20 protein-coding genes are annotated in these 23772 nt (G+C 72.0%); 4 read left to right on the top strand and 16 right to left on the bottom strand.

The window, feature by feature from the left end:
- Positions 1-3: 3 nt before the first annotated feature.
- From ACRRSS_RS08420 to rsmH, 16 genes are all read right to left on the bottom strand, one after another.
- Positions 4-1131, bottom strand: coding sequence for a DivIVA domain-containing protein (locus ACRRSS_RS08420; protein WP_435970598.1), 1128 nt, complete (start codon positions 1129-1131; stop codon positions 4-6).
- Positions 1132-1186: 55 nt separating this feature from the next.
- The gene (locus ACRRSS_RS08415; RefSeq protein WP_017238790.1) at positions 1187-1477 is read right to left on the bottom strand and encodes a YggT family protein; all 291 of its coding nucleotides are present in this window, start codon (positions 1475-1477) and stop codon (positions 1187-1189) included.
- An 81-nt stretch (positions 1478-1558) separates the two neighbouring features.
- Positions 1559-2179 carry a cell division protein SepF gene (locus ACRRSS_RS08410; RefSeq protein ID WP_351905450.1) on the bottom strand — a complete coding sequence of 207 codons (621 nt, stop codon included), beginning with the start codon at positions 2177-2179 and terminating at the stop codon, positions 1559-1561.
- A gap of 139 nt (positions 2180-2318) precedes the next feature.
- Complete coding sequence (locus ACRRSS_RS08405; RefSeq protein WP_435970597.1) at positions 2319-3038, bottom strand: YggS family pyridoxal phosphate-dependent enzyme; 720 nt, start codon at positions 3036-3038, stop codon at positions 2319-2321.
- An 8-nt stretch (positions 3039-3046) separates the two neighbouring features.
- A complete protein-coding gene (gene pgeF, locus ACRRSS_RS08400; RefSeq protein WP_435970596.1) occupies positions 3047-3775 on the bottom strand; it encodes a peptidoglycan editing factor PgeF in 729 nt (242 codons plus the stop codon).
- Positions 3772-4986 (bottom strand): cell division protein FtsZ, encoded by a 1215-nt coding sequence (gene ftsZ / locus ACRRSS_RS08395; protein ID WP_435970595.1) that lies wholly within the window; start codon positions 4984-4986, stop codon positions 3772-3774. Before ftsZ ends, pgeF begins: the two co-directional genes overlap by 4 nt.
- Before the next feature lie 278 nt (positions 4987-5264).
- Positions 5265-6068: a cell division protein FtsQ/DivIB gene (locus ACRRSS_RS08390; protein WP_435970594.1), complete on the bottom strand. Its 804-nt coding sequence runs from the start codon at positions 6066-6068 to the stop codon at positions 5265-5267.
- 28 nt (positions 6069-6096) lie between these two features.
- Positions 6097-7191 carry an undecaprenyldiphospho-muramoylpentapeptide beta-N-acetylglucosaminyltransferase gene (gene murG / locus ACRRSS_RS08385; RefSeq protein ID WP_024757246.1) on the bottom strand — a complete coding sequence of 365 codons (1095 nt, stop codon included), beginning with the start codon at positions 7189-7191 and terminating at the stop codon, positions 6097-6099.
- A 6-nt stretch (positions 7192-7197) separates the two neighbouring features.
- The gene (gene ftsW, locus ACRRSS_RS08380) at positions 7198-8538 is read right to left on the bottom strand and encodes a putative lipid II flippase FtsW (RefSeq protein WP_435970593.1); all 1341 of its coding nucleotides are present in this window, start codon (positions 8536-8538) and stop codon (positions 7198-7200) included.
- Between the two features lie 54 nt (positions 8539-8592).
- Positions 8593-10032 (bottom strand): UDP-N-acetylmuramoyl-L-alanine--D-glutamate ligase, encoded by a 1440-nt coding sequence (murD, locus tag ACRRSS_RS08375; RefSeq protein WP_435970592.1) that lies wholly within the window; start codon positions 10030-10032, stop codon positions 8593-8595.
- Positions 10014-11084 carry a phospho-N-acetylmuramoyl-pentapeptide-transferase gene (gene mraY / locus ACRRSS_RS08370; protein ID WP_351905472.1) on the bottom strand — a complete coding sequence of 357 codons (1071 nt, stop codon included), beginning with the start codon at positions 11082-11084 and terminating at the stop codon, positions 10014-10016. Before mraY ends, murD begins: the two co-directional genes overlap by 19 nt.
- Positions 11081-12505, bottom strand: coding sequence for a UDP-N-acetylmuramoyl-tripeptide--D-alanyl-D-alanine ligase (locus tag ACRRSS_RS08365; protein ID WP_435970591.1), 1425 nt, complete (start codon positions 12503-12505; stop codon positions 11081-11083). The genes mraY and ACRRSS_RS08365 overlap by 4 nt, the downstream gene beginning before the upstream one ends.
- Before the next feature lie 4 nt (positions 12506-12509).
- Positions 12510-14198: a UDP-N-acetylmuramoyl-L-alanyl-D-glutamate--2,6-diaminopimelate ligase gene (locus tag ACRRSS_RS08360; RefSeq protein WP_435970590.1), complete on the bottom strand. Its 1689-nt coding sequence runs from the start codon at positions 14196-14198 to the stop codon at positions 12510-12512.
- A gap of 16 nt (positions 14199-14214) precedes the next feature.
- On the bottom strand, positions 14215-16188 hold the full coding sequence (locus ACRRSS_RS08355; protein WP_435970589.1) for a peptidoglycan D,D-transpeptidase FtsI family protein: 1974 nt from the start codon (positions 16186-16188) through the stop codon (positions 14215-14217).
- Between the two features lie 7 nt (positions 16189-16195).
- Positions 16196-16921 (bottom strand): FtsB family cell division protein, encoded by a 726-nt coding sequence (locus ACRRSS_RS08350; protein ID WP_435970588.1) that lies wholly within the window; start codon positions 16919-16921, stop codon positions 16196-16198.
- The gene (gene rsmH, locus ACRRSS_RS08345; RefSeq protein ID WP_435970587.1) at positions 16918-17874 is read right to left on the bottom strand and encodes a 16S rRNA (cytosine(1402)-N(4))-methyltransferase RsmH; all 957 of its coding nucleotides are present in this window, start codon (positions 17872-17874) and stop codon (positions 16918-16920) included. The genes ACRRSS_RS08350 and rsmH overlap by 4 nt, the downstream gene beginning before the upstream one ends.
- A 327-nt stretch (positions 17875-18201) precedes the next feature.
- Here rsmH and ACRRSS_RS08340 point away from each other — a divergent pair, with 327 nt between their 5' ends.
- The 4 genes from ACRRSS_RS08340 (at position 18202) to ACRRSS_RS08325 (ending at position 23740) form a co-directional block, all read left to right on the top strand.
- Positions 18202-18747, top strand: a complete 546-nt coding sequence (locus ACRRSS_RS08340) for a beta-class carbonic anhydrase (protein WP_435970586.1) — start codon at positions 18202-18204, stop codon at positions 18745-18747.
- A gap of 195 nt (positions 18748-18942) precedes the next feature.
- Positions 18943-19959, top strand: a complete 1017-nt coding sequence (locus ACRRSS_RS08335; RefSeq protein WP_435970585.1) for an AAA family ATPase — start codon at positions 18943-18945, stop codon at positions 19957-19959.
- Positions 19959-21314, top strand: a complete 1356-nt coding sequence (locus ACRRSS_RS08330) for a DUF58 domain-containing protein (RefSeq protein WP_435970584.1) — start codon at positions 19959-19961, stop codon at positions 21312-21314. Before ACRRSS_RS08335 ends, ACRRSS_RS08330 begins: the two co-directional genes overlap by 1 nt.
- Positions 21311-23740, top strand: coding sequence for a transglutaminase TgpA family protein (locus ACRRSS_RS08325; RefSeq protein WP_435970583.1), 2430 nt, complete (start codon positions 21311-21313; stop codon positions 23738-23740). The genes ACRRSS_RS08330 and ACRRSS_RS08325 overlap by 4 nt, the downstream gene beginning before the upstream one ends.
- Positions 23741-23772 lie beyond the last annotated feature (32 nt).

Below are 23772 nucleotides of genomic sequence, written 5' to 3'. Positions count from 1 at the left end.
CCGTCAGTTGTCGTCCTCGTCGATCAGGAACCCGCGCATCGGCGCCGGTGCCTGCTGCATCGGCTGCGGAGCCTGCGGGCGGACCGGAGCCATCGGCTGGGTCATCGCCGGGGACATCTGCTGCTGACCGCCGTAGGAGGGGGCGCCACCCATGGACGGCGCACCACCCATCGCGCCGTTGCCGCCGTAGGACGGCGCGCTCGCGCCCGCCGAGGCCATCGACGGGGCCGGCGGCAGGGAGGCCGCGGCCGGCGTGCGGGGCGGGGCCAGCGAGTCGTCGGCCTGGGTCTCCAGCTGGCGCAGCTGCGACTCCAGGTACGACTTCAGACGCGTGCGGTACTCGCGCTCGAAGCCGCGCAGGTCCTCGACCTTGCGCTCCAGCGTCGCGCGGGCGGACTCCAGGGAGCCCATGGCGACGCGGTGCTTCTCCTGCGCGTCCCGCTCGAGAGCGTCCGCCTTGGCGCGGGCGTCCCGCTCCAGGCCCTCGGCGCGCGAACGCGCCTCGCCGACGATCTTGTTGGCCTCGGAGCGGGCCTCGGCGATCGCCTGGTCGGCGGTCTGCTGGGCCAGCGAGAGGACACGCGCGGCGCTGTCGCCACCGGGACCCTGGGCAGGCTGCTGCTGCATCTGCGGCGGCATCTGCTGCTGCATCTGCTGCTGCTGCATCTGCTGCTGCTGCGGGTGACCCATGGGGCCGCCCTGCATCGGGCCGGGACCCATCGGGCCGCCCTGCATGGGGCCACCCTGCATGGGGCCACCCTGCATCGGGCCGCCCTGCATCGGGCCGGCGGGCAGCTGCGGGGCACCGGACGGAAGCTGCGGCGGGCCCATCTGCTGCGGCTGCTGCTGGACCGGCGGTCCGGATATGGCGGCGGGCACGGGCGCGCCGGGACCGACGGGACGATCCTGCTGCTCCGGGGGCTTGCGCATCCCCTGCTGCTGCTGGTTCTGCGCGGCGGCACGCGTCGCGGCGGCCAGCTTGGCGCGCAGGTCCTCGTTCTCGCGGAGCAGGCGGGTCAGCTCGGCCTCGACCTCGTCGAGGAAGGCATCGACCTCGTCCTCGTCATAGCCTTCTCGGAGGCGGACCGTCGTGAACTGCTTGTTCCGCACGTCCTCGGGGGTCAGCGGCATCTCTTCTTCACCTCTACGTAGTCGTCGGCAGTCGGCAAGACCGTATCGTCCACATTCACCTCGCGAAGCTGCTCACGATGGAGATCAAGATGTAGACGATGATCATCAGAACGAAGAAGGACAGGTCGAGTGCCACGCCCCCGAGACGCAGCGGCGGGATGAGTCGCCGCAGAAGCTTGAGCGGTGGATCGGTGACAGTGTAGGTGGCCTCGAGAACGACCACCATCGCCTTACCGGGTTGCCATGAACGGGCGAACTGGAAGACGTAGTCCATGACAAGTCGGACGATCAGGAGGACGAGGAAGCACATCAGCACGATGTAGACCACCTGTAGTGCGACGCCCATCCCGCGTTTCCCTCTCCCCTGACTTACGTGCTCTCACTTGTTCCGGCCGCTTCGCGACCGGTCCGTCCGGTTCTCGTGTTCTCAGCTCTGGTTGAAGAATCCGCCCTCTGCGATCCGGGCCTTGTCCTCCGCCGTGACATCGACGTTAGCAGGCGACAACAGGAACACCTTCTGCGTCACGCGCTCAATGCTGCCATGGAGCCCGAAGACGAGTCCGGCGGCAAAGTCGACAAGTCGCTTCGCGTCCGTGTCGTCCATCTCCGTGAGGTTCATGATCACCGGGGTGCCCTCACGGAAGTGTTCCCCGATGGTACGGGCCTCGTTGTAGGTCCGGGGGTGCAGCGTGGTGATGCGGTAGGGCTCCCGCTCGGACACGACCTTGGGCATGATCACCGGTGCGTTCTTCTCCATGCTCGGACGTTCGGGTGTGATGGATGCCACGGGGGCGATTCGGGCCGGACGTCCACTTTCGGCGAGTACCGGGACAGAATGGGCGATCGGTTCCCGGGGAGCGGGGGGCTGCACCACTCGTACCGGTTCCTCACGCTCCATCTGGCGCGGAGGCGTGTGGCGCCGCTCCCGCTCGGGCTCCGGCTCCAGCTCGGGTTCGAAGTCGTCGTCGGGGTCGAAGCCCCGGCCGTCGTACCCATCGTCCTCCACGAGGCCGAGGTAGACCGCCATCTTGCGCATCGCGCCGGCCATTCTCTGAGTCCTCCGCTCTGTGGTGGATCGCCATACCGGCCGATGTCGCAGCGTCACCAAGTGCCCGCGATCCACGGGTCGTCCCGCCGTTCTGCGGAATGACCATATTTTCTGCTGTGGTCCGACTTGCTTCGCGACGTTACCCGAGCTTCGGGCGGACTCCGAGTACCGCCGTACCGACGCGTACGTGTGTCGCCCCGGCAGCGACGGCCTCCTCGAGGTCCGCACTCATCCCTGCTGACACCATGTTCGCAGCCGGACGGGTCGCGCGCAGGGCAGTCGACAAATCCATCAGCCGGTCGAAGGCGGCGCGTTGCCGTCCCGCGTACGGACCGGCGAGCGGGGCGACGGTCATCAGTCCGTCGAGCCGCACTCCGGGGGCGGCGTCCACACCGGCCGCCAACTCCTCGATCCCGTCGGGCGCGACACCGCCGCGCTCGCCCCGCTCGCCGGACTCGGCGTCGAGGGCGACCTGCAGGAGGCAGCCGATCTCGCGCCCCTCCCTCTCCGCGGCCGCGGAGAGGGAGGAAACGAGCTTCAAGCGGTCGACAGACTGCACCAGATCGGCATAACCCACCACGGATCTGACCTTGTTGGTCTGCAACTGACCCACGAAGTGCCAGGTCAGATCAAGGTCGGCGCAGGCCGCCGCCTTCGGTGCGGCGTCCTGGTCCCGGTTCTCGGCGACGTGCCGCACCCCGAGTCCGTGCAGGATTCTCACGTCGCTCGCGGGGTAGGTCTTGGTGACCACGATGAGCGTCACCTCTTCCCGCGCGCGCCCGGCCGCGGCACAGGCGGCGGCGATGCGCTCCTCCACCCGGGCCAGATTCTCGGCGAGTTCCGACGTGCGGTCCGTCATGTCTCTTCTCAGTCCAACCAGACATATCCCGCGAGTCGCCCCGTGGTGCGATCGCGGCGGTACGAGTAGTGGTCACCGGATTCCCGGGTGCAGACCGGGTCGGCCCACCGGTCGGTGACGCCGAGCCGTTCGAGCTGGGCGTGCACTCCGGCGGTGACGTCGACGGCCGGGGTGCCCCAGCTCGTCTCGGCCCAGGCGGCGGGTTCGGTCTCGGCGACCTCGGCCCGCATGGCCTCCGGCACCTCGTAGCAGCGCCCGCAGACGGCGGGGCCGGTGCGGGCGACGATACGGGCGGGGTCGGCGCCGAGTTCGATCATGGCCGCGACCGCGGCGGGAACGACTCCCGCCACCATCCCGGGACGCCCGGCGTGGGCGGCGGCCGCGACTCTCGCGACGGGGTCGGCGAGGAGGACCGGGACGCAGTCCGCGGTGAGGACCGCGAGGCCGAGTCCCGGACGGGAGGTGACGAGCGCGTCCACCGAGGGGATCTCGTCGGCGGGCCAGGGCCCGTCGACCTCCGCGACGTCCGCGCCGTGCACCTGGTTCATCCAGACCACCCGCGCCGGGTCGAGCCCGAGGGCTCCGGCGGCGCGGGCCCGGTTGGTCCGTACGGCTTCGGGGTCGTCCCCCACCGCGCCGCCGAGGTTGAGCTCCTCGTACGGAACGGCGCTCACCCCGCCCCACCGGTCGGTGAAGGCGAAGTGCGCGCCGTTCGCGTCGAAGCGCTGTCCTATCACTTCAGGAAGTCCGGGACGTCCAGCTCTTCGGCCTGGCTGTCCGCGTACGGACGGGCCGGCGGGACCACCGGAGGGGCGGGCGACAGCGGCGTCTCGTTGACCGCCGGGGCGGGCTCGGCCGGGGCCTGGACCGGCTCCTCGCGCGGGGCGACCGTGCCGAGGCCGCCCAGCGGGCGGGAGTTCTCGACGTGGCGGGGTGCCGGGGCCGGCTCCTCACGCTTGGCCGAGACCGAGCCGATGATGTTGTCCCGGCGGGCCGGCGGCTGGCCGCCGTCGAAGCCGGCCGCGATGACGGTGACCCGGACCTCGTCGCCCAGGGCGTCGTCGATGACGGCGCCGAAGATGATGTTGGCCTCGGGGTGGGCCGCCTCGCTGACCAGCTGCGCGGCCTCGTTGATCTCGAAGAGACCGAGGTCGCTGCCGCCGGAGATGGAGAGCAGCACGCCGCGGGCGCCGTCGATGGAGGCCTCCAGGAGCGGCGAGGAGATCGCCATCTCCGCCGCCGCCACCGCGCGGTCGTCGCCGCGGGCGGAGCCGATGCCCATGAGCGCCGAACCGGCCTCGGACATGACCGACTTGACGTCGGCGAAGTCGAGGTTGATCAGGCCCGGGGTGGTGATGAGGTCGGTGATGCCCTGGACACCGCTCAGCAGCACCTGGTCGGCCGACTTGAAGGCGTCGAGCACGGAGACCTGGCGGTCCGAGATCGACAGGAGTCGGTCGTTGGGGATGACGATGAGGGTGTCGACCTCTTCGCGGAGTTCGGCGATGCCGTCCTCCGCCTGGTTGGCGCGACGGCGTCCTTCGAAGGTGAACGGCCGGGTGACCACACCGATCGTGAGGGCGCCGAGCGAGCGTGCGATGTTGGCGACGACGGGTGCGCCGCCGGTGCCGGTGCCGCCGCCTTCGCCGGCGGTGACGAAGACCATGTCGGCCCCCTTGAGGACCTCCTCGATCTCCTCACGGTGGTCCTCTGCCGCCTTGCGACCGACGGCCGGGTTGGCCCCGGCCCCGAGGCCGCGGGTGAGTTCACGGCCGACGTCGAGTTTGACGTCGGCGTCGCTCATCAACAGCGCTTGCGCGTCGGTGTTGATCGCGATGAACTCGACGCCCTTGAGACCGACCTCGATCATTCGGTTGATGGCATTGACACCACCGCCGCCGACACCGATGACCTTGATGACTGCGAGGTAGTTCTGCGGTGCTGCCACGTCGAAGGCCTCTCGCCTCGAGTTACGTGTCGTCGCTGCGCGGTTGGTCGCGCCGCTCCGACGGATGCCGATTGGGACGGTCCGAAACGCCGACCCAAACCCTAACGTTGAAGTTTAGGGTTACCAGTGTCTCTGTTCGCTGGACTCTTCCGAACAGGACACTAAGTCGACAAGTGGCGCACGTTCAACGAACACGCCGAACCTCCCGTTTTTCTTTTCACCCTATGTGATCACCCGTAGCGCTGGCCAACCAGGGTGCTGGCCAGGGGTGATACCCGTCAACTCCCGGACGAGGCGGGCGCGGTGGGTGCACTTACATCGAAGTGCCCCGCTTTGGGAGTGGCCTTCAGGAGCGCGGTGAGGACACGGGCCTTGACCGGACCGTGTTCGCCGCTGCCCCAGAAGACGGTGCGCCCCCTGATCAGCTCCAGAGTGACGGAGTCGTACGAGGTGACGCGTACGACACGAGTGTCCCGGACGATTTCCGCCGGGAGTTCACTCCGGACGCGGACAGCCTCCCGGAGCAGCCGGTCCGCGTCGAAGCGGCGCAGGCTCGGGGAGGAGGCGCTGTCGAGGACGAGCCGGGGAATGCCGCGGGGGGCGGTGTCGACGGTGGCGAACCGCACACCGGTCGCGTCCACTTCGATGAACTTTCCGCCCTTTTCCAGGAGGAGAACGGGCTTCCGTTCCGTCACTTTCAGCCCGATTCCGTGCGGCCAGGATCGCACGACGTCCACCGACTCGATGCGCGGCAGCCTCTGCCGGAGCCGGGCCTCGATGCCGTCGGTGTCGACGGTGACGAGCGGGGCCCCGACGGGGACGGCGGCGACGGCCTCGACCTCACGCGGGGTCAGGACCGCGGTGCCGGAAGTCTTCACACGTTCCACACGGAACCAGGCGGAGCCGTAGAGCGCCCAGAACCCGCCGGCCACGAGCAGGAGGACGCCGAGGGCGAGGAGGAGCACCCGGGTGCGGGGCGCCCGGAACGTCCGGTTCCGGGCGCCCTCGCGGGACGGACCCCCCGACGACCCCTTCGACGTGTTCGCGCCGTTCTTCTCGGCGGTCGTCGGTCCCGCTGCCACCTGGCGCCTCCTGCCCTCAGCCGCCGCGCTACGCCTGTCGGCGGGCGGCGATCGCCTCGTACACCATGCCGACGAGCAGGTCGTCGGCGTCCCGGCGGCCGAACTCGGCGGCCGCCCGGGACATCTCGTACAACCGGTGCGGATCGGCCAGTACGGGCAGGACGTTGCCCTGCACCCACTGCGGCGTCAGCTCCGCGTCGTCGACGAGGAGTCCGCCGCCGGCCTTGACCACCGGCTGGGCGTTGAGCCGCTGTTCGCCGTTGCCGATGGGCAGCGGGACGTAGGCGGCGGGCAGCCCGACGGCGGAGAGCTCGGCGACGGTCATCGCGCCCGCGCGGCAGAGCATCATGTCGGCCGCGGCGTACGCGAGATCCATCCGGTCCACGTACGGTACCGGCACGTAGGGCGGCATTCCGGGCATGTTGTCGACGCGCGGCATTTCGTTCTTCGGGCCGACCGCGTGCAGGATCTGGATGCCGGAGCGCTGGAGCACCGGGGCGATCTGCTGGACCACCTCGTTGAGCCGCCGGGCGCCCTGCGAGCCGCCGGAGACCAGGAGGGTCGGCAGGTTCGGGTCGAGACCGAACGCGGCGCGCGCCTCGGGGCGGACCCGGGCCCGGTCGAGGGTCGCGATGGTGTGCCGCAGCGGGATGCCGATGTAGCGGGCGTTGCGGAGCTTGCTGTCGGGGGTGGCGACGGCGACCCCGGCGGCGTACCGCGAACCGATCTTGTTGGCCAGACCGGGCCGGGCGTTGGCCTCGTGGACAACGATCGGCACCCCGAGGCGCTTGGCCGCGAGATAGCCGGGCAGCGCCACATAGCCGCCGAAGCCCACCACGCAGTCCGCCTTGGTGCGCTCCAGGATCTGCTCGGCGGCCTTGATGGTGCCGCGCAGCCGTCCGGGGACGGTGATCAGCTCGGGGGTGGGCTTGCGGGGCAGCGGTACGGCGGGGATGAGGGCCAACTCGTAGCCCCGCTCGGGCACGAGCCGGGTCTCCAGACCCTTCTCCGTGCCGAGCGCCGTGATCCCCACGCTGGGGTCCTGCCTGCGCAGGGCGTCCGCGAGGGCCAGCGCGGGCTCGATGTGGCCGGCGGTCCCCCCGCCGGCGAGTACGACATGCACCGAAATTCACCGCTCTCCGGACGGGCGCTTCTTGACGCGCCGTCGCATCGACTTCCATCTCACCCCGGCCCGCTTGCCCCAGCCGGGGCGGCGCATGGCCAGGGCCGCTTTCGCGGCGGGTTCCTGTCGCGCGAAGGCGATGAGGAGCCCGACGGCGAACATGGTCGGCAGCAGGGCCGACCCACCGTAGGAGAACAACGGGAGGGGGACACCGGCGATCGGCAGCAGACCGAGCACCGCACCGATGTTGACCACGGCCTGAGCCGTGATCCAGGTGGTCACACCTCCCGCGGCGAACCTCACGAAGGGGTCCTCCGTGCCTCCGGCCACGCGGATACCCGCATAGCCTAGAGCCGCGAACAGGGCGAGTACCGACAGCGTCCCCGCGAGACCCAGTTCCTCACCGGTCACCGCGAAGATGAAGTCGGTGTGGGCTTCGGGGAGTTGGCCCCATTTCTCCACGCTCGCACCGAGCCCGGATCCGAACCATCCGCCCGAGGCCAGAGCATAGATTCCGTGCGCGGCCTGGAGGCAGGGGGCTCCCTCGCCGCCCGGGTCGGAGGCGCCGATGCACTGGAAGCGGTCCATCCGGTGCGGGCTCGTCTTGATGAGCAGCGCCCCGAGGGCGCCGGCCACCGCGAGCACCCCGACGAAGAGCCGGGTGGGCGCTCCGGCGGTCCACAGCAGGCCGAAGAGGATGGCGGTGAGGATGATCGCGGTGCCCATGTCGCCGCCGAGCATGATGAGCCCGAGCAGCATGAAGGTGCCCGGGACCAGCGGCACCAGCATGTGCTTCCACTGGGTGAGCAGTTTCATGTCCTGCTTGCGGGCGAGCAGGTCGGCCCCCCACAGGATCAGCGCGAGCTTGCCGAACTCGCTGGGCTGGAGCATGAACGGGCCGCCCAGCGAGATCCAGTTCTGGTTGCCGCCGACGGAATGCCCTATCCCGGGGATCTGCACGAGCACCATCAGGAAGACCGCGCCGACCAGGATCGGGTAGGCGAGGGCCCGGTGGAGCTTCACCGGCATCCGCGAGGCGACGAGCAGCAGTCCGGTGCCGAGCAGCGCGGCGAAGAACTGCTTGCGGAAGAAGTAGGAGGGCACCAGCTCGTAGCGGAGCGCCGTGATCATCGAGGCGGAGTAGACCATCACGAGCCCCAGGGCGGTGATGAGCATCCCCGCGCCGATGATCACGTAATAGGCCGTGAGAGGCCGGTCCCAGGCCTTCCGTGCCCGCTCGTACAGCCGTCGTACGCCTCCGCCGCGCGGCCGCCGTGGAGTCGCGGGGGCCCGCCCTCCGCCGCGTGCGGCGGAGGGCCCGCGTGTCCCTGCGATCTTGCTCGGCATGGTCGCTGCCCCTCCGGTCGTGCCCGGTCCTGCCGGACCCTCCCACTGGTCGGGTCAGGCGTCCCCGGTGGCGGCGAGGCCGCGGACCGCGTCCGCGAAGGCCTCGCCCCGCTTGTTGTAGTTGGTGAACATGTCCATCGAGGCGCAGGCCGGGGCGAGGAGGACCGTGTCCCCCGGGCGGGCGAGCAGGGCCGCCTCGCGGACCGCCTCGGACATCGCCCCAGTGTCGGTCCGGTCGAGGTCCACCACCGGTACCTCCGGGGCGTGTCGCGCCAGGGCTTCGCGGATCAGGGCACGGTCGGCGCCGATCAGGACGGCGCCGCGCAGGCGGTTCGCCGACTTCTGGACGAGCTCGTCGAAGGTCGCGCCCTTGGCGAGGCCGCCGGCGATCCAGACGATCGGGTCGTAGGCCGCCAACGAGGCTTCCGCGGCGTGGGTGTTGGTGGCCTTGGAGTCGTCGACGTACGTGACTCCCCCGACCTCCTCGACCAGTTCGATGCGGTGCGGGTCGGGCCGGAAGGCCTTCAGGCCGTCCCGTACGGCCTTCGCGTCGACGCCGAAGGCGCGGGCGAGGGCGGCCGCCGCGAGGGCGTTGGCGATGTTGTGCGGGGCCGGGGGCCGCACGTCGGCGACCTCGGCGAGCTCCTGGGCGTTCTTCTGCCGGTTCGGGGCGAAGGCCCGGTCGACGAGGATGCCCTCGACGACGCCCAGTTCGGACGGGCCGGGGGTGCCGAGGGTGAAGCCGATGGCCCGGCAGCCCTCCTCGACGTCGGCCTCGCGGACCAGGTCCTCGGTCGCCTTGTCGGCGACGTTGTAGACGCAGGCGACCTGGTTGCCCTCGTAGATCCGGCCCTTGTCGGCGGCGTACGCCTCCATGGAGCCGTGCCAGTCGAGGTGGTCGGGCGCCAGGTTGAGCACGGCGGCCGAGTGGACGCGGACGGAGGGCGCCCAGTGGAGCTGGTAGCTGGAGAGCTCGACGGCGAGCACGTCGTACCGCTCCTCGCCGAGGACGGCGTCGAGGAGCGAGACCCCGATGTTGCCGACGGCGGCGGTCCGCAGTCCGGCCGCCTCCAGGATCGAGGCGAGCATCCGGACGGTCGTGGTCTTGCCGTTGGTGCCGGTGACCGCGAGCCAGGGGGCCGCTCCGGGCCCCCTGAGCCGCCAGGCCAGTTCGACGTCGCCCCAGATCTCCACGCCCGCCTCGGCGGCGGCCGTGAAGAGCGGCTTGTCGGGCCGCCAGCCGGGGGTCGTGACGATCAGCTCGGTGCCGGACGGCAGGGTGGCCCCGTCGCCGAGGCGGACGGTGATCCCCTCGGCCTCAAGCTCGGCGGCCTGCGCCCGGGAGCGCTCGTCGTCGCCGTCGTTGACGACGGTCACGAGGGCGCCGAGGCCGTGCAGGACGCGGGCGGCCGGGATGCCGGAGACGCCGAGTCCCGCGACGGTGACCTTCTTGCCGTTCCAGTCGAGCTGTTCCGTCACTTGTCCGCTGCCCATCCCGCGTAGAAGAGGCCCAGGCCCACGATCACGCACATGCCCTGGATGATCCAGAACCGGACGACGACAAGGACCTCGGACCACCCCTTGAGTTCGAAGTGGTGCTGGAGGGGCGCCATCCGGAAGACCCGCTTGCCGGTCATCTTGAACGAGCCGACCTGGATGACCACGGACATCGTGATCAGCACGAACAGGCCGCCGAGCAGGGCCAGCAGGAGCTCCGTACGGGAGCAGATGGCGAGACCGGCGAGGGCGCCGCCGAGGGCGAGCGAGCCGGTGTCGCCCATGAAGATCTTGGCGGGCGAGGTGTTCCACCACAGGAAGCCGAAGCAGGCTCCCATGAGGGCGGAGGCCACGACCGCGAGGTCGAGCGGGTCGCGGACCTCGAAGCAGGCGTTGGGGTTGGTCAGGGTCATGGCGTTCGCACAGGACTCCTGGAACTGCCAGAGCCCGATGAAGGTGTACGCGCCGAAGACCATCACCGAGGCACCGGTGGCCAGGCCGTCCAGACCGTCCGTCAGGTTCACGCCGTTGGACATGGCCAGGATCATGAAGAGCGCCCAGACCACGAAGAGCACCGGCCCGATGGTCCAGCCGAAGTCCGTGATGAAGGAGAGCCTCTCGGAGGCCGGGGTGAGCCCGCGCGAGTCGGAGAACTGGAGCGCGAGCACCGCGAAGGCGATGCCCACGATCAGCTGTCCGGCCATCTTCGCCTTGGCCCGCAGACCGAGCGACCGCTGCTTGACGATCTTGATGTAGTCGTCGAGGAAGCCGACCAGTCCCATGCCCGCCATCAGGAAGAGGACGAGCAGGCCGGAGTACGAGACGGGTTCGCCGGTGATGACCTTGGCCAGGGCGTACGCGATGAGCGTGGCCAGGATGAAGGAGATGCCGCCCATGGTGGGCGTGCCCTTCTTCCCGGCGTGGCCGCGCGGGCCGTCGTCACGGATGAACTGTCCGTATCCCTTGCGGGCGAGGAGCTTGATCAGCAGCGGCGTGCCGATCAGGGTCAGGAAGAGCCCGATGGCCCCCGCGAAGAGGATCTGCCTCATCGGACGGCACCCTCGCCCTCGGTGTCGAGGAGAGCCAGGGCGACCCTTTCGAGACCGACCGACCTGGAAGCCTTCACAAGGACGACGTCCCCCGGGCGCAGCTCACTGCGCAACAGGTCGACAGCCGCCTGCGCGTCGGACACGTGCACCGACTCCTCACCCCACGAACCCTCGTTATATGCGCCCAGTTGCAGCCAGGACGCTTCCCTGTCCCCGACCGCGACGAGCTTGCTGACGTTGAGCCGGACGGCGAGCCGCCCGACCGCGTCGTGCTCGACGAGCGATGCGTCACCGAGCTCGGCCATCTTGCCGAGCACCGCCCACGTACGAGCCCCTCGGGCCTGTGCGGCCCTGCCCATGGCCGCGAGCGCGCGCAGGGCGGCTCGCATGGACTCGGGGTTCGCGTTGTAGGCGTCGTTGACGATCGTCACGCCGTCCGGACGCTCGGTGACCTCCATGCGCCAGCGCGACAGGGTGCCGGCCTCGGAGAGCGCGGTGGCGATCTCTTCGACAGGCATGCCCAGCTCGTGCGCGACGGCGGCCGCTGCGAGCGCGTTCGACACGTGGTGCTCACCGTACAGGCGCAAGGTCACGTCGCTGCACCCGGTGGGTGTGTGAAGACGGAAAGAGGGCCGTCCGCCCTCGGTGAGGTGGACGTTCTCGGCCCGTACGGCCGCTTCGTCCGCTTCGCCGAAGAGGATCACGCGGGCCTTGGTGCGGCTCGCCATCGCGCGGACGAGCGGGTCGTCGGCGTTGAGGACCGCCACTCCGCCCTCCTCGGCCGACGGCAGTGCCTCGACGAGCTCGCCCTTGGCCTGGGCGATCTGCTCCCGGCCGCCGAACTCGCCGATGTGGGCGGATCCCACGTTGAGGACGAGTCCGATACGGGGCGGGGTGAGGCCCGCCAGGTAGCGGATGTGGCCGATGCCGCGGGCGCCCATCTCCAGGACCAGGTGCCGGGTCTCGTCGCTCGCGCGGAGCGCCGTGAGCGGCAGGCCGATCTCGTTGTTGAGGGAGCCCGGGGTCCACACCGTGGGGGCGTGCCGGTCGAGGACCTGGGCGATCAGGTCCTTCGTGGACGTCTTGCCGGCGGAGCCGGTGAGGGCGACGACATCGGTGCCGAGCCGTTCGACGACCGCGCGGGCGAGGGCACCGAGCGCGGTCTGGACGTCGTCGACGACGAGGGCGGGAACGCCGACGGGGCGGGTGGCGAGGACCGCCACCGCACCCGCGGCGACGGCGCGCTCCGCGTAGTCGTGGCCGTCGACGTGCTCACCGGCGAAGGCCGCGAAGAGGCTGCCGGCCCGCACCTCGCGGGAGTCGATGACGACGGGACCGGTGATCCGGGCGGCCGGATCCGGTATGTCGTGCGCCTGCCCGCCGACGATTTCGGCGATCTCGGCGAGGGAGAGGGCGATCACTGCTTCATCCCTGACTGTTCGGGTGGCTGTCGGTTCCGCTCGGCGCGGAGGCCTGGGTGTGCAAGCGGTCGGCGATGGCCTCGCGCAGGACCTGGCGGTCGTCGAAGGGGCGTACCACTCCGGCGATCTCCTGGCCCTGCTCGTGGCCCTTGCCCGCGACGAGGACGGTGTCGCCCGGCCTGGCGCGGGCCACGGCGGCGGCGACGGCCGCGGCGCGGTCGGCGAGGACGAGTACCTCGCCGCGTTCTTCAGCGGGCACCTCGGCGGCGCCCGTGAGCATGGCGGTGAGGATCGCGAGCGGGTCCTCGGAGCGGGGGTTGTCGGAGGTCAGGACGGCGGTGTCGGCGAGCCGGGCCGCGGCGGCGCCCATCGGGCCGCGCTTGGTGGTGTCCCGGTCGCCGCCGCAGCCGATGACCACGTGGAGCCTGCCCTCGGTGACCTCGCGCAGGGAGCGCAGGACCGATTCGACGGCGTCCGTCTTGTGCGCGTAGTCGACGACGGCGAGGTACGGCTGGCCGGCCTCGACCCGCTCCAGGCGGCCCGGTACGCCGGGGACGGCGGCGATGCCCTCGGCGGCGCTCTTCGGGTCGATGCCCGCGGTGGCGAGGGTGGCGATCGCGGCGAGGGTGTTGGCGACGTTGAACGGGCCGGGCAGCGGGGCGGTGGCGGCGATCCGCTCGCCCGCGGGGCCGACGGCGGTGAACGTCGAGTCGTGGGAGCCGAGGACGAGGTCCTCGGCGCGCCAGTCGGCGTCGGCGCGGCCCTCGGCGGAGAAGGTGACGACCGGGACGGTGGCGTCCCCGACGAGCCTGCGGCCGTACGCGTCGTCGAGGTTGACCACGCCCAGGCGGCTGCGCTCGGGCGTGAAGAGCCCGGCCTTCGCCCGGTAGTAGTCGTCCATGTCGGAGTGGAACTCCATGTGCTCCGGGCTGAGGTTGTTGAAGACGGCGACGTCGAAGACGCAGCCGTCGACCCGGCCGAGCACGAGGGCGTGGCTGGAGACCTCCATGGCGACCGCGTCGACGCCGCGCTCGCGCATGACGGCGAAGAGCGCCTGGAGGTCGGTGGCCTCGGGGGTGGTCCGCTCCGACTTGATGCGTTCGTCGCCGATCCGCATCTCGACGGTGCCGACGAGTCCGGTGTGGTGCCCGGAGCCGCGCAGTCCGCCTTCGACGAGGTAGGCGGTGGTGGTCTTGCCGGAGGTACCGGTGATGCCGATCTGGAGGAGGTCGGCGCCGGGACGGCCGTAGATCTCGGCGGCGAGTTCGCCCATCCGGCCGCGCGGGTTCTCGACGACCAGGACCGGCAGGCCGGTCGCGGCGGCGCGCTCGGCGCCCGCCGGGTCGGTGAGGATCGCGGCGGCGCCGAGTCCGGCGGCCTGGGCGACGAAGTCGGCTCCGTGGGCGCGCGCGCCGGGCAGGGCCGCGTAGACGTCGCCTGGGCGCACGGCCCGCGAGTCGTGGGTGATGCCCGAGATCTCGGCGGCCTGCGGGGTGTCGGCCCCCAGCTGTGCGGCCAGGTCGCCCAGGGGTGTCGGGCGGGCCTGCTCCGGCCGGGGCGGGGCGGTTCGGTACTGATCAGCGTGTGGCACGGCGGTGAGCGTACCGGGCGCACCCTGTGGGGGGCCAAAAGAGCCCGGGGCCTCGCCGGAGTTCGATTTCCGGTTCCCGGAGTGGGGGGTGATCGTTGTCACTGGTGCTCCCGGAGGGTCACGGGGTGGGGTCGAAGATGACCGGCAGTCGGGCCGGCTCGCCGCCCGTGGGGGCGACGTGGAGGGTCTTGAGGGCGAACTCCATGACCTTCTTGTAGATGGGTCCGCAGATCTGGCCGCCGAAGTAGCTGCCCTTGGTGGGGTTCTGGATGGCGCAGTAGACGGTGACCTGCGGGTCGTCCGCCGGGGCGAACCCGGCGAAGGAGGCGGTGTAGCCCTTGTAGCGGCCGAGTTCGGGGTCGACGCGGTTGGCGGTGCCGGTCTTGCCGGCGACGCGGTAGCCGGGGATGGCGGCCTTGTTGCCGGTGCCCTCCCTGTCGTCGACGACGGACTCCAGCATCCGGGCGAGGGTCTTGGCGGTCGTCTCGCTGACGACCCGGGACTCCTTGGGCTCGGCGGCCGGGGTGAAGCGGCCGTCGGGTCCCTTGGTGCCGCGGACCAGGGTCGGCTGCACGCGTACGCCGCCGTTGGCGATGGTCGAGTAGACGGAGGCGGCCTGCATGGCGTTGACGGAGAGGCCCTGGCCGAAGGGGATCGTGTACTGCTGCGAGGTCGACCAGTCCTGGGGCCCGGCGAGGATGCCGGCGGTCTCGCCCGGGTAGTCCAGGCCGGTGGGGCCGCCGATGCCGAACTTGCGCAGGTAGGTGTGGAGGACCCGGTTGGACTCGGCCTGGGTGGCGCCGAGCTGGCCGGTGGCGAGGATGGTGCCGATGTTGCTGGACTTGGCGAGGACGCCGTTGAGGGTCAGGTACCAGGTCGGGTGGTCGATGTCGTCCTTGAAGAGCCGGTCGCCGCGGTGGAGCCGGTTGGGGACGGTGACGTGGGTGTCGGGGGCCGCCTTGCCCTCCTCCAGGACGGCGGCCATGGACATGACCTTGCTGGTGGAGCCGGGCTCGTAGGCGTCCTGGAGGGCCGCGTTGCCCATGGAGGCGGCGTTGGCGGCGGAGAGGTCGTTGGGGTCGAAGCCGGGGGCGTTGGCCATGGCGAGGACCTCGCCGGTCTTCGTGTTCTGCACGATCACGTAGCCCCGGTCGGCCTTGGACTTCCTCACCTGCTCGGTGATGGCCTGCTGGGCGGCCCACTGGATGTCCCGGTCGATGGTCAGCTCGATGTCGGAGCCGGGGACGGCGGGGGTGCCCTGGGAGCCCGCGGTGGGCACCTGGCGGCCGCCGGACTGGGTGAAGCGGATCTTGCCGTCCTTGCCGGCGAGCTCCGGGTCGAGCATGGACTCCACGCCGCCGGCGCCCTTGCCCTCGGCGTTGACGTACCCCAGTATCCCGGCGGCGAGTTCGCCGTTCGGGTACACGCGCTTGGTGCTGGGCTCGCTGAGGATGCCGCCGAGCAGGTTGACGCCGTTGCCGCCCTCGGAGGTCTGGGCCTTCTGTCCGTAGACCTTCCTGAGGTCCTTGATCTGGTTCCAGACCTGCGGGGTCTGCTTTCGGGCCAGGAGGGTGTAGCGGGACTTGGGGGTACGGAGCTTCTTCGCGAGCTCCGCGGGCTCCTTGCCGAGGAGGGGGGCGAGGAGGGCGGCCGCCTGCTCGGGCGCGTCGGGGACCTTGGACTCCTCGGGGGTGAAGAGCTTGGGGTCGGCGGTGATGTCGTACGCGTCGACGCTGGCGGCGAGCGCGATGCCGTTGCGGTCGGTGATCTCACCCCGCTCGGCGGAGAGCGTGTACTCCTGGAAGCGGTACTTGTCGGCCTTGGCCGCGTACGCGCTGGCGTCGACGGCCTGGACCTGGAGCAGCCGCACCACGAAGGCCAGCATGACCAGGGTCAGCCCCAGGGAGACCAGGCGCAGCCGGGGCCGGGGGCTGCCGAGCCGGATGGTGCGCGGTCGGCGGGCCGGCGGCCGGGGCGCGGGGCGCCTCGCCGCCGGGCGCGGGGCGGGCCGGGACGGGCGGGCTCCGGCGGAGGCGGGCCGGGGACGCGCGGGGCCGGGGACGCGGCGGCGCGGGGGCTCCTGGGGGGGCACTGCTCGGTCACCTGCCGGGGAGGGGGGTGGTGGTGGAGGCGGCTGCGGGCGCGGTCCGCGCGTAGCCGGGGCCGGTGGCGCCCGGCGTGGCCGGAGTCGCGCCGGATGGGCCTGTTTCTGTCGCGGTCGGGTCGGTGTCCGCCCTGGGTGTTCCCGCGTCCGCCGGGTCGGTCACGGCGCCCGGCAGGTCCGGGCCGGTGTTCACGGGGCTGTCGAACGTGGCGGTGCTCGCGTCGGCGGCGGAGGCACCGGGGTCCGTGGTCGCGCTGGTGCGCGCGGCGCCCGCTCCGCCGGAGGCGTCGGCGTTCCGCGGGGGCTTCGGCGTCGGCTTCGCCGGCTTGGGGGTCGGGCTCGGCTTCGGCGGCGCGACCGCCTCCGAGGGCTCGCCGAGCACCTTGCCGTCCTGGCCGAGGAACGCCGGGCTGCCGCCCGGGACCATGCCGAGCTCACGGGCCCGCCGCTCCAGGGCGTCGGGGGCCGCGTAGTCGTCCACGTCCCGCTGGAGCGCCTGCTCCTCGTCGGTGAGCTCGGTGGTCCTGTCCTTGAGCTCGTTGAGCTTGAAGGACCCCTGGTTGAGGGCCGAGTTCAGCAGGAGCAGGCTGATCAGGCCGCCGCCGAGCAGGACGACGACCAGCAGGACGAAGGGGGTGCGGGCGGCCGAGCTCGGCCCCGACGGCATGAGCCGTCCGAGCCGCGCGGCCCGCCCTTTGAGCGGCCCCTTCGCCGTGCTCACAGGACGTCTTCCCGAATCCGCTCGGCGCCCCGGAGCCGGGCCGGAGCGGCGCGCCGGTTCTCGGCGACCTCCTCCTCGGTGGGCAGCTCGGCGCCCCGGGTGAGGAGCTTCAGGCGGGGCTGGTACTTCTCGGGGACGACCGGCAGGCCGGGCGGGGCGGTGGTCGCCGCACCGGCCGCGAAGACCTGCTTGACCAGCCGGTCCTCCAGGGAGTGGTACGAGAGGACCGCGATCCGGGCGCCGACGCCGAGGGCCTTCACGGCCGCCGGGATCGCCCGTTCCAGGACGGTCAGCTCGCCGTTGACCTCGATGCGCAGGGCCTGGAAGGTGCGCTTGGCCGGGTTGCCGCCGGTCCGCTTGGCGGCCTGCGGCAGGGAGTCTCGGATGAGTTCGACGAGCCGGGCGCTGTTGCTGAACGGCTCCTTCTCGCGCTCGCGCACGACCGCGGAGACGATCCGCTTGGCCTGCTTCTCCTCGCCGTACGCGCGGAGGATGCGGACCAGCTCGCCGGCCGGGTAGGTGTTGAGGACCTCGGCCGCGCTGATGCCGGTCGTCTGGTCCATGCGCATGTCGAGCGGGGCGTCCTGGGCGTAGGCGAAGCCGCGGTCGGCCTCGTCCAGCTGCATGGAGGAGACGCCGAGGTCGAAGAGGATGCCGTCCACGGTGGGCAGGCCGAGCCGGTCGAGGACCTCGGGAAGCTCGTCGTACACGGCGTGGACGAGGGTGGCGCGCTCCCCGTACGGGGCGAGCCGCTCACCGGAGAGCCGCAGGGCCTCCTTGTCGCGGTCGAGGGCGACGAGCCGCGCCTCGGGGAACCGCTTCAGGAGTGCCTCGCTGTGGCCGCCGAGGCCCAGGGTGCAGTCGACGACGACCGCGCCGGGGCGCTCCAGGGCGGGGGCCAACATGTCCAGGCACCGCTGGAGCATGACCGGGACGTGTCGGTCGTTGCTCAATGCGCCCTCTCAGATCCGGCGCGGAGGTACCGGCGAGCGGAAGGAGGCCGAGCCGTAGGTACCGCCGCACACACACGGGGGAGAAACCGCGGAAATCGCTCGTTGTCTCCGTGAACTTCGCGTCACTTTAGTCCACGGGACCCGCCGGTCAATCAACCGGCTGGCGCGTCGCACGGCACGGGCGACGCGGCCGGACATCCCGGACGGCTCACCCGTTCGGAGCGGCGCGGCCGGGGCCTGTGGGTTAGCTCACAACAAGGCTCAATGGCGTTCTTTGTCCCCTCTCACAGCGGGCCCGGAGGGGCTGTGACCACTAACGTCGGAACCATGTCGACCTCCGCGCACTCCCCTGCCGACGCCCTACGCACCGGCGGCACGGTCACCGACCGTCTCGTCGAGGCGAACGAGCGCTACGCCTCCCGCTTCACCGACCCGGGCATGGACGCGCGCCCCGTGCTCCGCGTCGCCGTCGTCGCCTGCATGGACGCCCGCCTGGACCTCCACGCGGCCCTCGGCCTCGAACTCGGCGACTGCCACACCATCCGCAACGCGGGCGGCGTGGTCACCGACGACGTCATCCGTTCGCTGACCATCAGCCAGCGCGCCCTCGGCACCCGCAGCGTGATGCTGGTGCACCACACGACCTGCGGGCTCGAGTCGCTGACCGAGGACTTCCGGCACGAGCTGGAGGACGAGGTCGGCCAGCGTCCGGCCTGGGCGGTCGAGGCCTTCCGCGACGTGGACCAGGACGTCCGGCAGTCGATGCAGCGGGTGCGGACCTCCCCCTTCCTGCTGCACTCCGACGACGTCCGGGGCTTCGTCTTCGACGTGAAGACGGGTCTGCTGCGCGAGATCGACCCCGCGGCCGAATAGCCCGGCCCACCGTGGACGCCCGGCGATCAGCCCCGCGATCCGCCGGGCGTACCGCCCGAAGTCCGGCATTTCCCTCGCGCATGTCCGCAGGCAAGTGACACGACCCGGCCATGCGAACAAGAATGCTCGTGACACCCCCCGACGTTTCCACCGGGGGCAGGTGTCCGTGTGTTCCTGAAGGCCGAGGAGGGCCGGGTGACGACCTATGACGATCGAGCGAGCCTCACTGATCTGACCACCACTGTGGAGCGGGTCCGCAGATCGGTGGAGAGCGTGATCGAGGGCAAGCCCGAGGTCGTACGGCTTTCGCTGACCGTGCTGCTCGCCGAGGGACATCTCCTCATCGAGGATGTCCCCGGCGTCGGCAAGACGATGCTGGCCAAGACCCTGGCCCGGTCCATCGACTGCTCGGTGCGCCGCATCCAGTTCACGCCCGACCTGCTGCCCTCGGACGTCACGGGCGTGTCGATCTTCGACCAGCAGCGGCGGGACTTCGAGTTCAAGCCGGGCGCGATCTTCGCGCAGATCGTGATCGGCGACGAGATCAACCGCGCCTCGCCGAAGACCCAGTCCGCGCTCCTGGAGTCCATGGAGGAGCACCAGGTCACCGTCGACGGCCAGACCTACGAGCTGCCCAGCCCGTTCATGGTGGTCGCCACGCAGAACCCGGTCGAGATGGAGGGCACCTACCCGCTGCCCGAGGCCCAGCGCGACCGCTTCATGGCCCGCGTCTCCATCGGCTACCCGAGCGCCGAGGCCGAGCTGCAGATGCTCGACGTGCACGGCTCGGTCTCCCCGCTGGACGACCTCCAGCCGGTCGCCCACGCCCACGACGTCCTGAAGCTGATCGAGGCGGTCCGCGCGGTCCACGTCGCCGAGGCCGTGCGCCGGTACGCGGTCGACATCGTCGCCGCCACCCGCACCCACGCCGACCTGCGGCTCGGCGCCTCCCCGCGGGCCACGCTCCACCTGCTGCGGGCCGCCAAGGCCTCCGCCGCGCTCAGCGGCCGCGAGTACGTGCTGCCCGACGACCTCCAGGCCCTCGCCGCGCCCGTCCTCGCCCACCGGCTGCTGCCGACGGCGCAGGCCCAGCTGAACCGCCGCACCGCCGAGCAGGTCGTCCAGGACATCCTGCAGCGCACCCCCGTCCCGGCCGCGGCCCCGCCCGCCGGACCGCTCTACGGCCAGCAGCCCGGCGCCCGGCGGCTGTGATGGGAGGCGCTGCCGTGCCCGACGGACAGCGGGGTGACGACGAGGACGACCGGGGCGGTCTGCGGGCCGCCCTCGGCGGTCTCACCACCCGTGGCCGCTCCTTCCTCGCCGCCGGGGTGGCAGCCGCCGCGTGCGCGTACGTCCTCGGCCAGGCCGACCTGCTGCGGGTCGGCCTGCTGCTCGCCACCCTGCCGCTGATCTGCGTCCTCGTACTGCACCGCACCCGCTACCGGGTCGCGACCTCCCGCCTGCTCACCCCCCAGCGGGTGGAGGCGGGCTCCGAGGCCCGGGTCCAGCTGCGGATGGAGAACGTCTCCAAGCTCCCCACCGGGCTGCTCATGCTCCAGGACCACGTGCCGTACATGCTGGGCCCCCGCCCCCGCTTCGTCCTCGACCGGGTCGAGGCGGGCGGGCGGCGCGAGGTGTCCTACCGGGTCCGCTCCGACCTGCGCGGCCGCTTCCCGCTCGGCCCGCTCCAGCTGCGGCTCAACGACCCCTTCGGGATGTGCGAGCTGACCCGCTCCTTCAGCGCCTACGACACCCTCACCGTCGTGCCCAGGACCGAGGCCCTGCCGCCGGTGAAGCTCTCCGGCGAGGCCTCGGGGCACGGCGACGGGCGGCAGCGCTCGCTCGCCCTCGCCGGCGACGACGACATCATTCCGCGCGCCTACCGCCACGGCGACGACCTGCGCCGGGTGCACTGGCGCTCCACCGCGCGCTACGGCGAACTGATGGTCCGCCGCGAGGAGCAGCCGCAACGCGCCCGCTGCACCGTCCTCCTGGACACCCGTGGCATCGCCTACCAGGGCGTCGGCCCGGACGCCGCCTTCGAGTGGGCGGTCTCGGGGGCCGCCTCCTCCCTGGTCCACATGCTGGAGCGCGGCTACGCCGTCCGGCTCGTCACCGACACCGGCAGCTCGGTGCCCGGCGAGGGCTCGGAGGGCTTCGCCGCCTCGGCCCAGGACTCGGCCGAATCGGCCGGGCTGATGATGGACACCCTCGCGGTCGTCGACCACTCCGAGGGCGGCAGCCTCTCCCGCGCCTCCGACATGCTGCGCAGCGGCGACGAAGGGCTCCTCATCGCCTTCCTCGGGGACCTCGACGAGGAGCAGGCGGCCCTCGCCGCCCGGATGCGCGGCCGCGCCGGAGCGGCCGTCGCCTTCGTCCTGGACTCCGGGAGCTGGCTGACCGGCGGCACCGCCTCCGGAGCCGTCGAGGACCGGATACAGCAGCTGCGCGACGCGGGCTGGACGGCGCTGGCCGTACCGCCCGGGGCGCGGCTCGCCGACCTGTGGCAGCAGGCGGCCGGGGTGCGCGCGGAGTCCGCGGCCGAAACCTACGGAGGATGGTCATGAGCGGGCGCGCACGGCTGACGCTGGCCGCCTGGGGCGCCACCCTGATGGCGGCCGGAGCGCTGCTCCCCCTGGTGAAGCCGGCGACGTGGATCCTCACGGCGGCCTTCGTCCTCGCCCTGGTGAGCGGGGTGGGCACGCTGGCCCGCCGGGCACCGCTGGCCAGGCCGCTGACCCTGCTCGCGCAGGTCGTCGTCGTCCTGGTCGCGCTGACCGCGATCTTCGCCAGGGAACAGGCGATCCTCTGGTTCCTGCCGGGACCGCAGGCCCTGACGCACGCCGCCGACCTGTTCCGGGCCGGCGCCGAGGACGTCGGACGGTACGCGGTCCCCGCCCCCGACACCGAGGGCATCCGGCTCATGCTGGTCGGCGGCGTGGTCGCGATCGGCCTCCTGGTGGACACCCTCGCGGTCACCTTCCGCAAGGCGGCCCCGGCGGGTCTTCCGCTGCTCGCCCTGTACTCGGTGGCGGCCGGTCTCTCCGGCGGCGGCGCGGGCTGGCTCTGGTTCCTCCTCGCCGCCACCGGCTTTCTGCTGCTGCTCCTCGCCGAGAGCCGCGACCGGCTCTCGGCCTGGGGCCGGGTCTTCGGCGGGGCCCCGCGCCCCGGCCGGCCCAGCTCGGCCGCCGGCGGCGGGGGCAACGCCTTCGCCCCGGCCCGCACCGGCCGCCGGATCGGCGCCGTGGCCATGGGCGTCGCCATGGTGGTGCCGCTGGCGCTGCCCGGTTTCACCGGCGGGCTCTTCGGCGCCGGAGGCGACGGCGAGGGAACGGGGGGCGCGGGCAGGGGCGGCACCATCTCGGCCGTGAACCCGCTGGTCTCCCTCCAGGACAACCTGCGCCAGCCGGAGGACCGGGAGGTCCTGCGCTACCGGACCAACGCCCGCGACACCTCCGGCCTGTACCTGCGGCTCGTCGCGCTCGACCAGTTCGACGGCACCTCGTGGAAGTCCTCGGTCCGCCCGATCGAGGACGTGCCCAAGCAGCTGCCCTGGCCCGAGGGGCTCTCCCAGGACGTCAAGGTCACCGAGGTGACCAGCAACTTCGTCGCCTCCGACGCCTACGAGCAGAAGTGGCTCCCGATGCCGTACCCGGCCGGCCGGGTCGACATCGGCGGACGCTGGCGGTACGAGCCGGCCGGCCGGATGCTCGTCGGCGACGACAAGCAGACCACCGGTGGCGCCCGCTACCAGGTCTCCAGCCTGGACGTACAGCCGACGGCCGACCAGCTCGCCGCGGCCGGACCTCCGCCGGCCAAGCTGCGCCGCGAGTACACCCGGTACCCGGTGTCGCTGCCCGCCGAGGTGAAGGAGACCGCGCGCGAGATCACCAAGGACGCGCGCGGCTCCTACGAGCAGGCGGTGAAGCTCCAGGACTGGTTCGCCCGGGACGGCGGCTTCAGCTACGACGTCAAGGTGGAGTCCGGCACCGGGGTGCAGGCGATCTCCCGTTTCCTGAAGGACAGGAGGGGCTTCTGCGTCCACTTCTCCTTCACGATGGCGGCGATGGCCCGCTCACTCGGCATCCCGGCCCGGGTGGCCGTGGGCTTCATGCCGGGCACGACGCAGACCGACGGCTCCGTCTCGGTCGGCATCCGGGACGCGCACGCCTGGCCCGAGCTGTACTTCGAGGGCGCGGGGTGGACCCGGTTCGAGCCGACGCCCTCGCGGGGTTCCACCCCCGCGTACACCCGGGACACCACGCCCTCGGGTACGGCCAGCGACCCCGCCCGGCCCCAGCAGAGCGCGTCGGCGCAGCCGTCCGCCGCGCCGAGCGCCTCGGAGAGCTGCACGCCCCAGATGCGGAGGCTCGGTGACTGCGGTCCGGACGAGGCGGTCGCCGGCGCGGAGTCGGACGGTTCGGGCCCCGACCCCCTGACGGCGGTCCTGCTGACGCTCGGGGCGCTGGTCGTCCTCGCCCTCCCCTTCCTCCCCCTGCTCTGGCGGACCCGGGTCCGGGCAGGGCGGCTGGGCCCGGGTGGGACGCGCGGCCCCGAGGAGACGGCGGCGCGGACGCTCGCCGTCTGGCAGGAGATCAACGACACGGCCTGGGACTACGGGGTCGAACCGGACGAGTCGCGTACGCCGCGGAAGACGGCGGCTCGGATCGTGCGCCTGGGTGAGCTGGGCGGCGAGGCGGCGGACGCGGTGCACCGGGTGGCGCGGGCGGTGGAGGAGGTGCTGTACGCGCCTTCGCCTCGCCCCGTCGCGGGCCTCGCGGAGGAGGCCGCCCGGGTGCGGGCCGGCTTCCACGCGGCGGCCGACCGCCGGACCCGTCTCCGGGCGACCCTGGCGCCCCGCTCGGCGGCCCGCCTGCGCTGGACGGCGGCGGCGCGTCTCGCGGAGACGGCGACGGACTGGTCGACCCGCCGCGAGGCACTGATCACCCGAGCCACAGCCCCGTTCCGCCGCACACCGCGCGGGACGACCTGACAGCGGCGGGTGGCCCCGCACCCCGTGGGGTG

The sequence above is a fragment of the Streptomyces sp. Qhu_M48 genome (assembly GCF_051305195.1).
In the GTDB taxonomy this organism is placed as follows: Bacteria; Actinomycetota; Actinomycetes; order Streptomycetales; family Streptomycetaceae; genus Streptomyces.
This window is presented reverse-complemented; position numbering and strand designations above follow the sequence as displayed.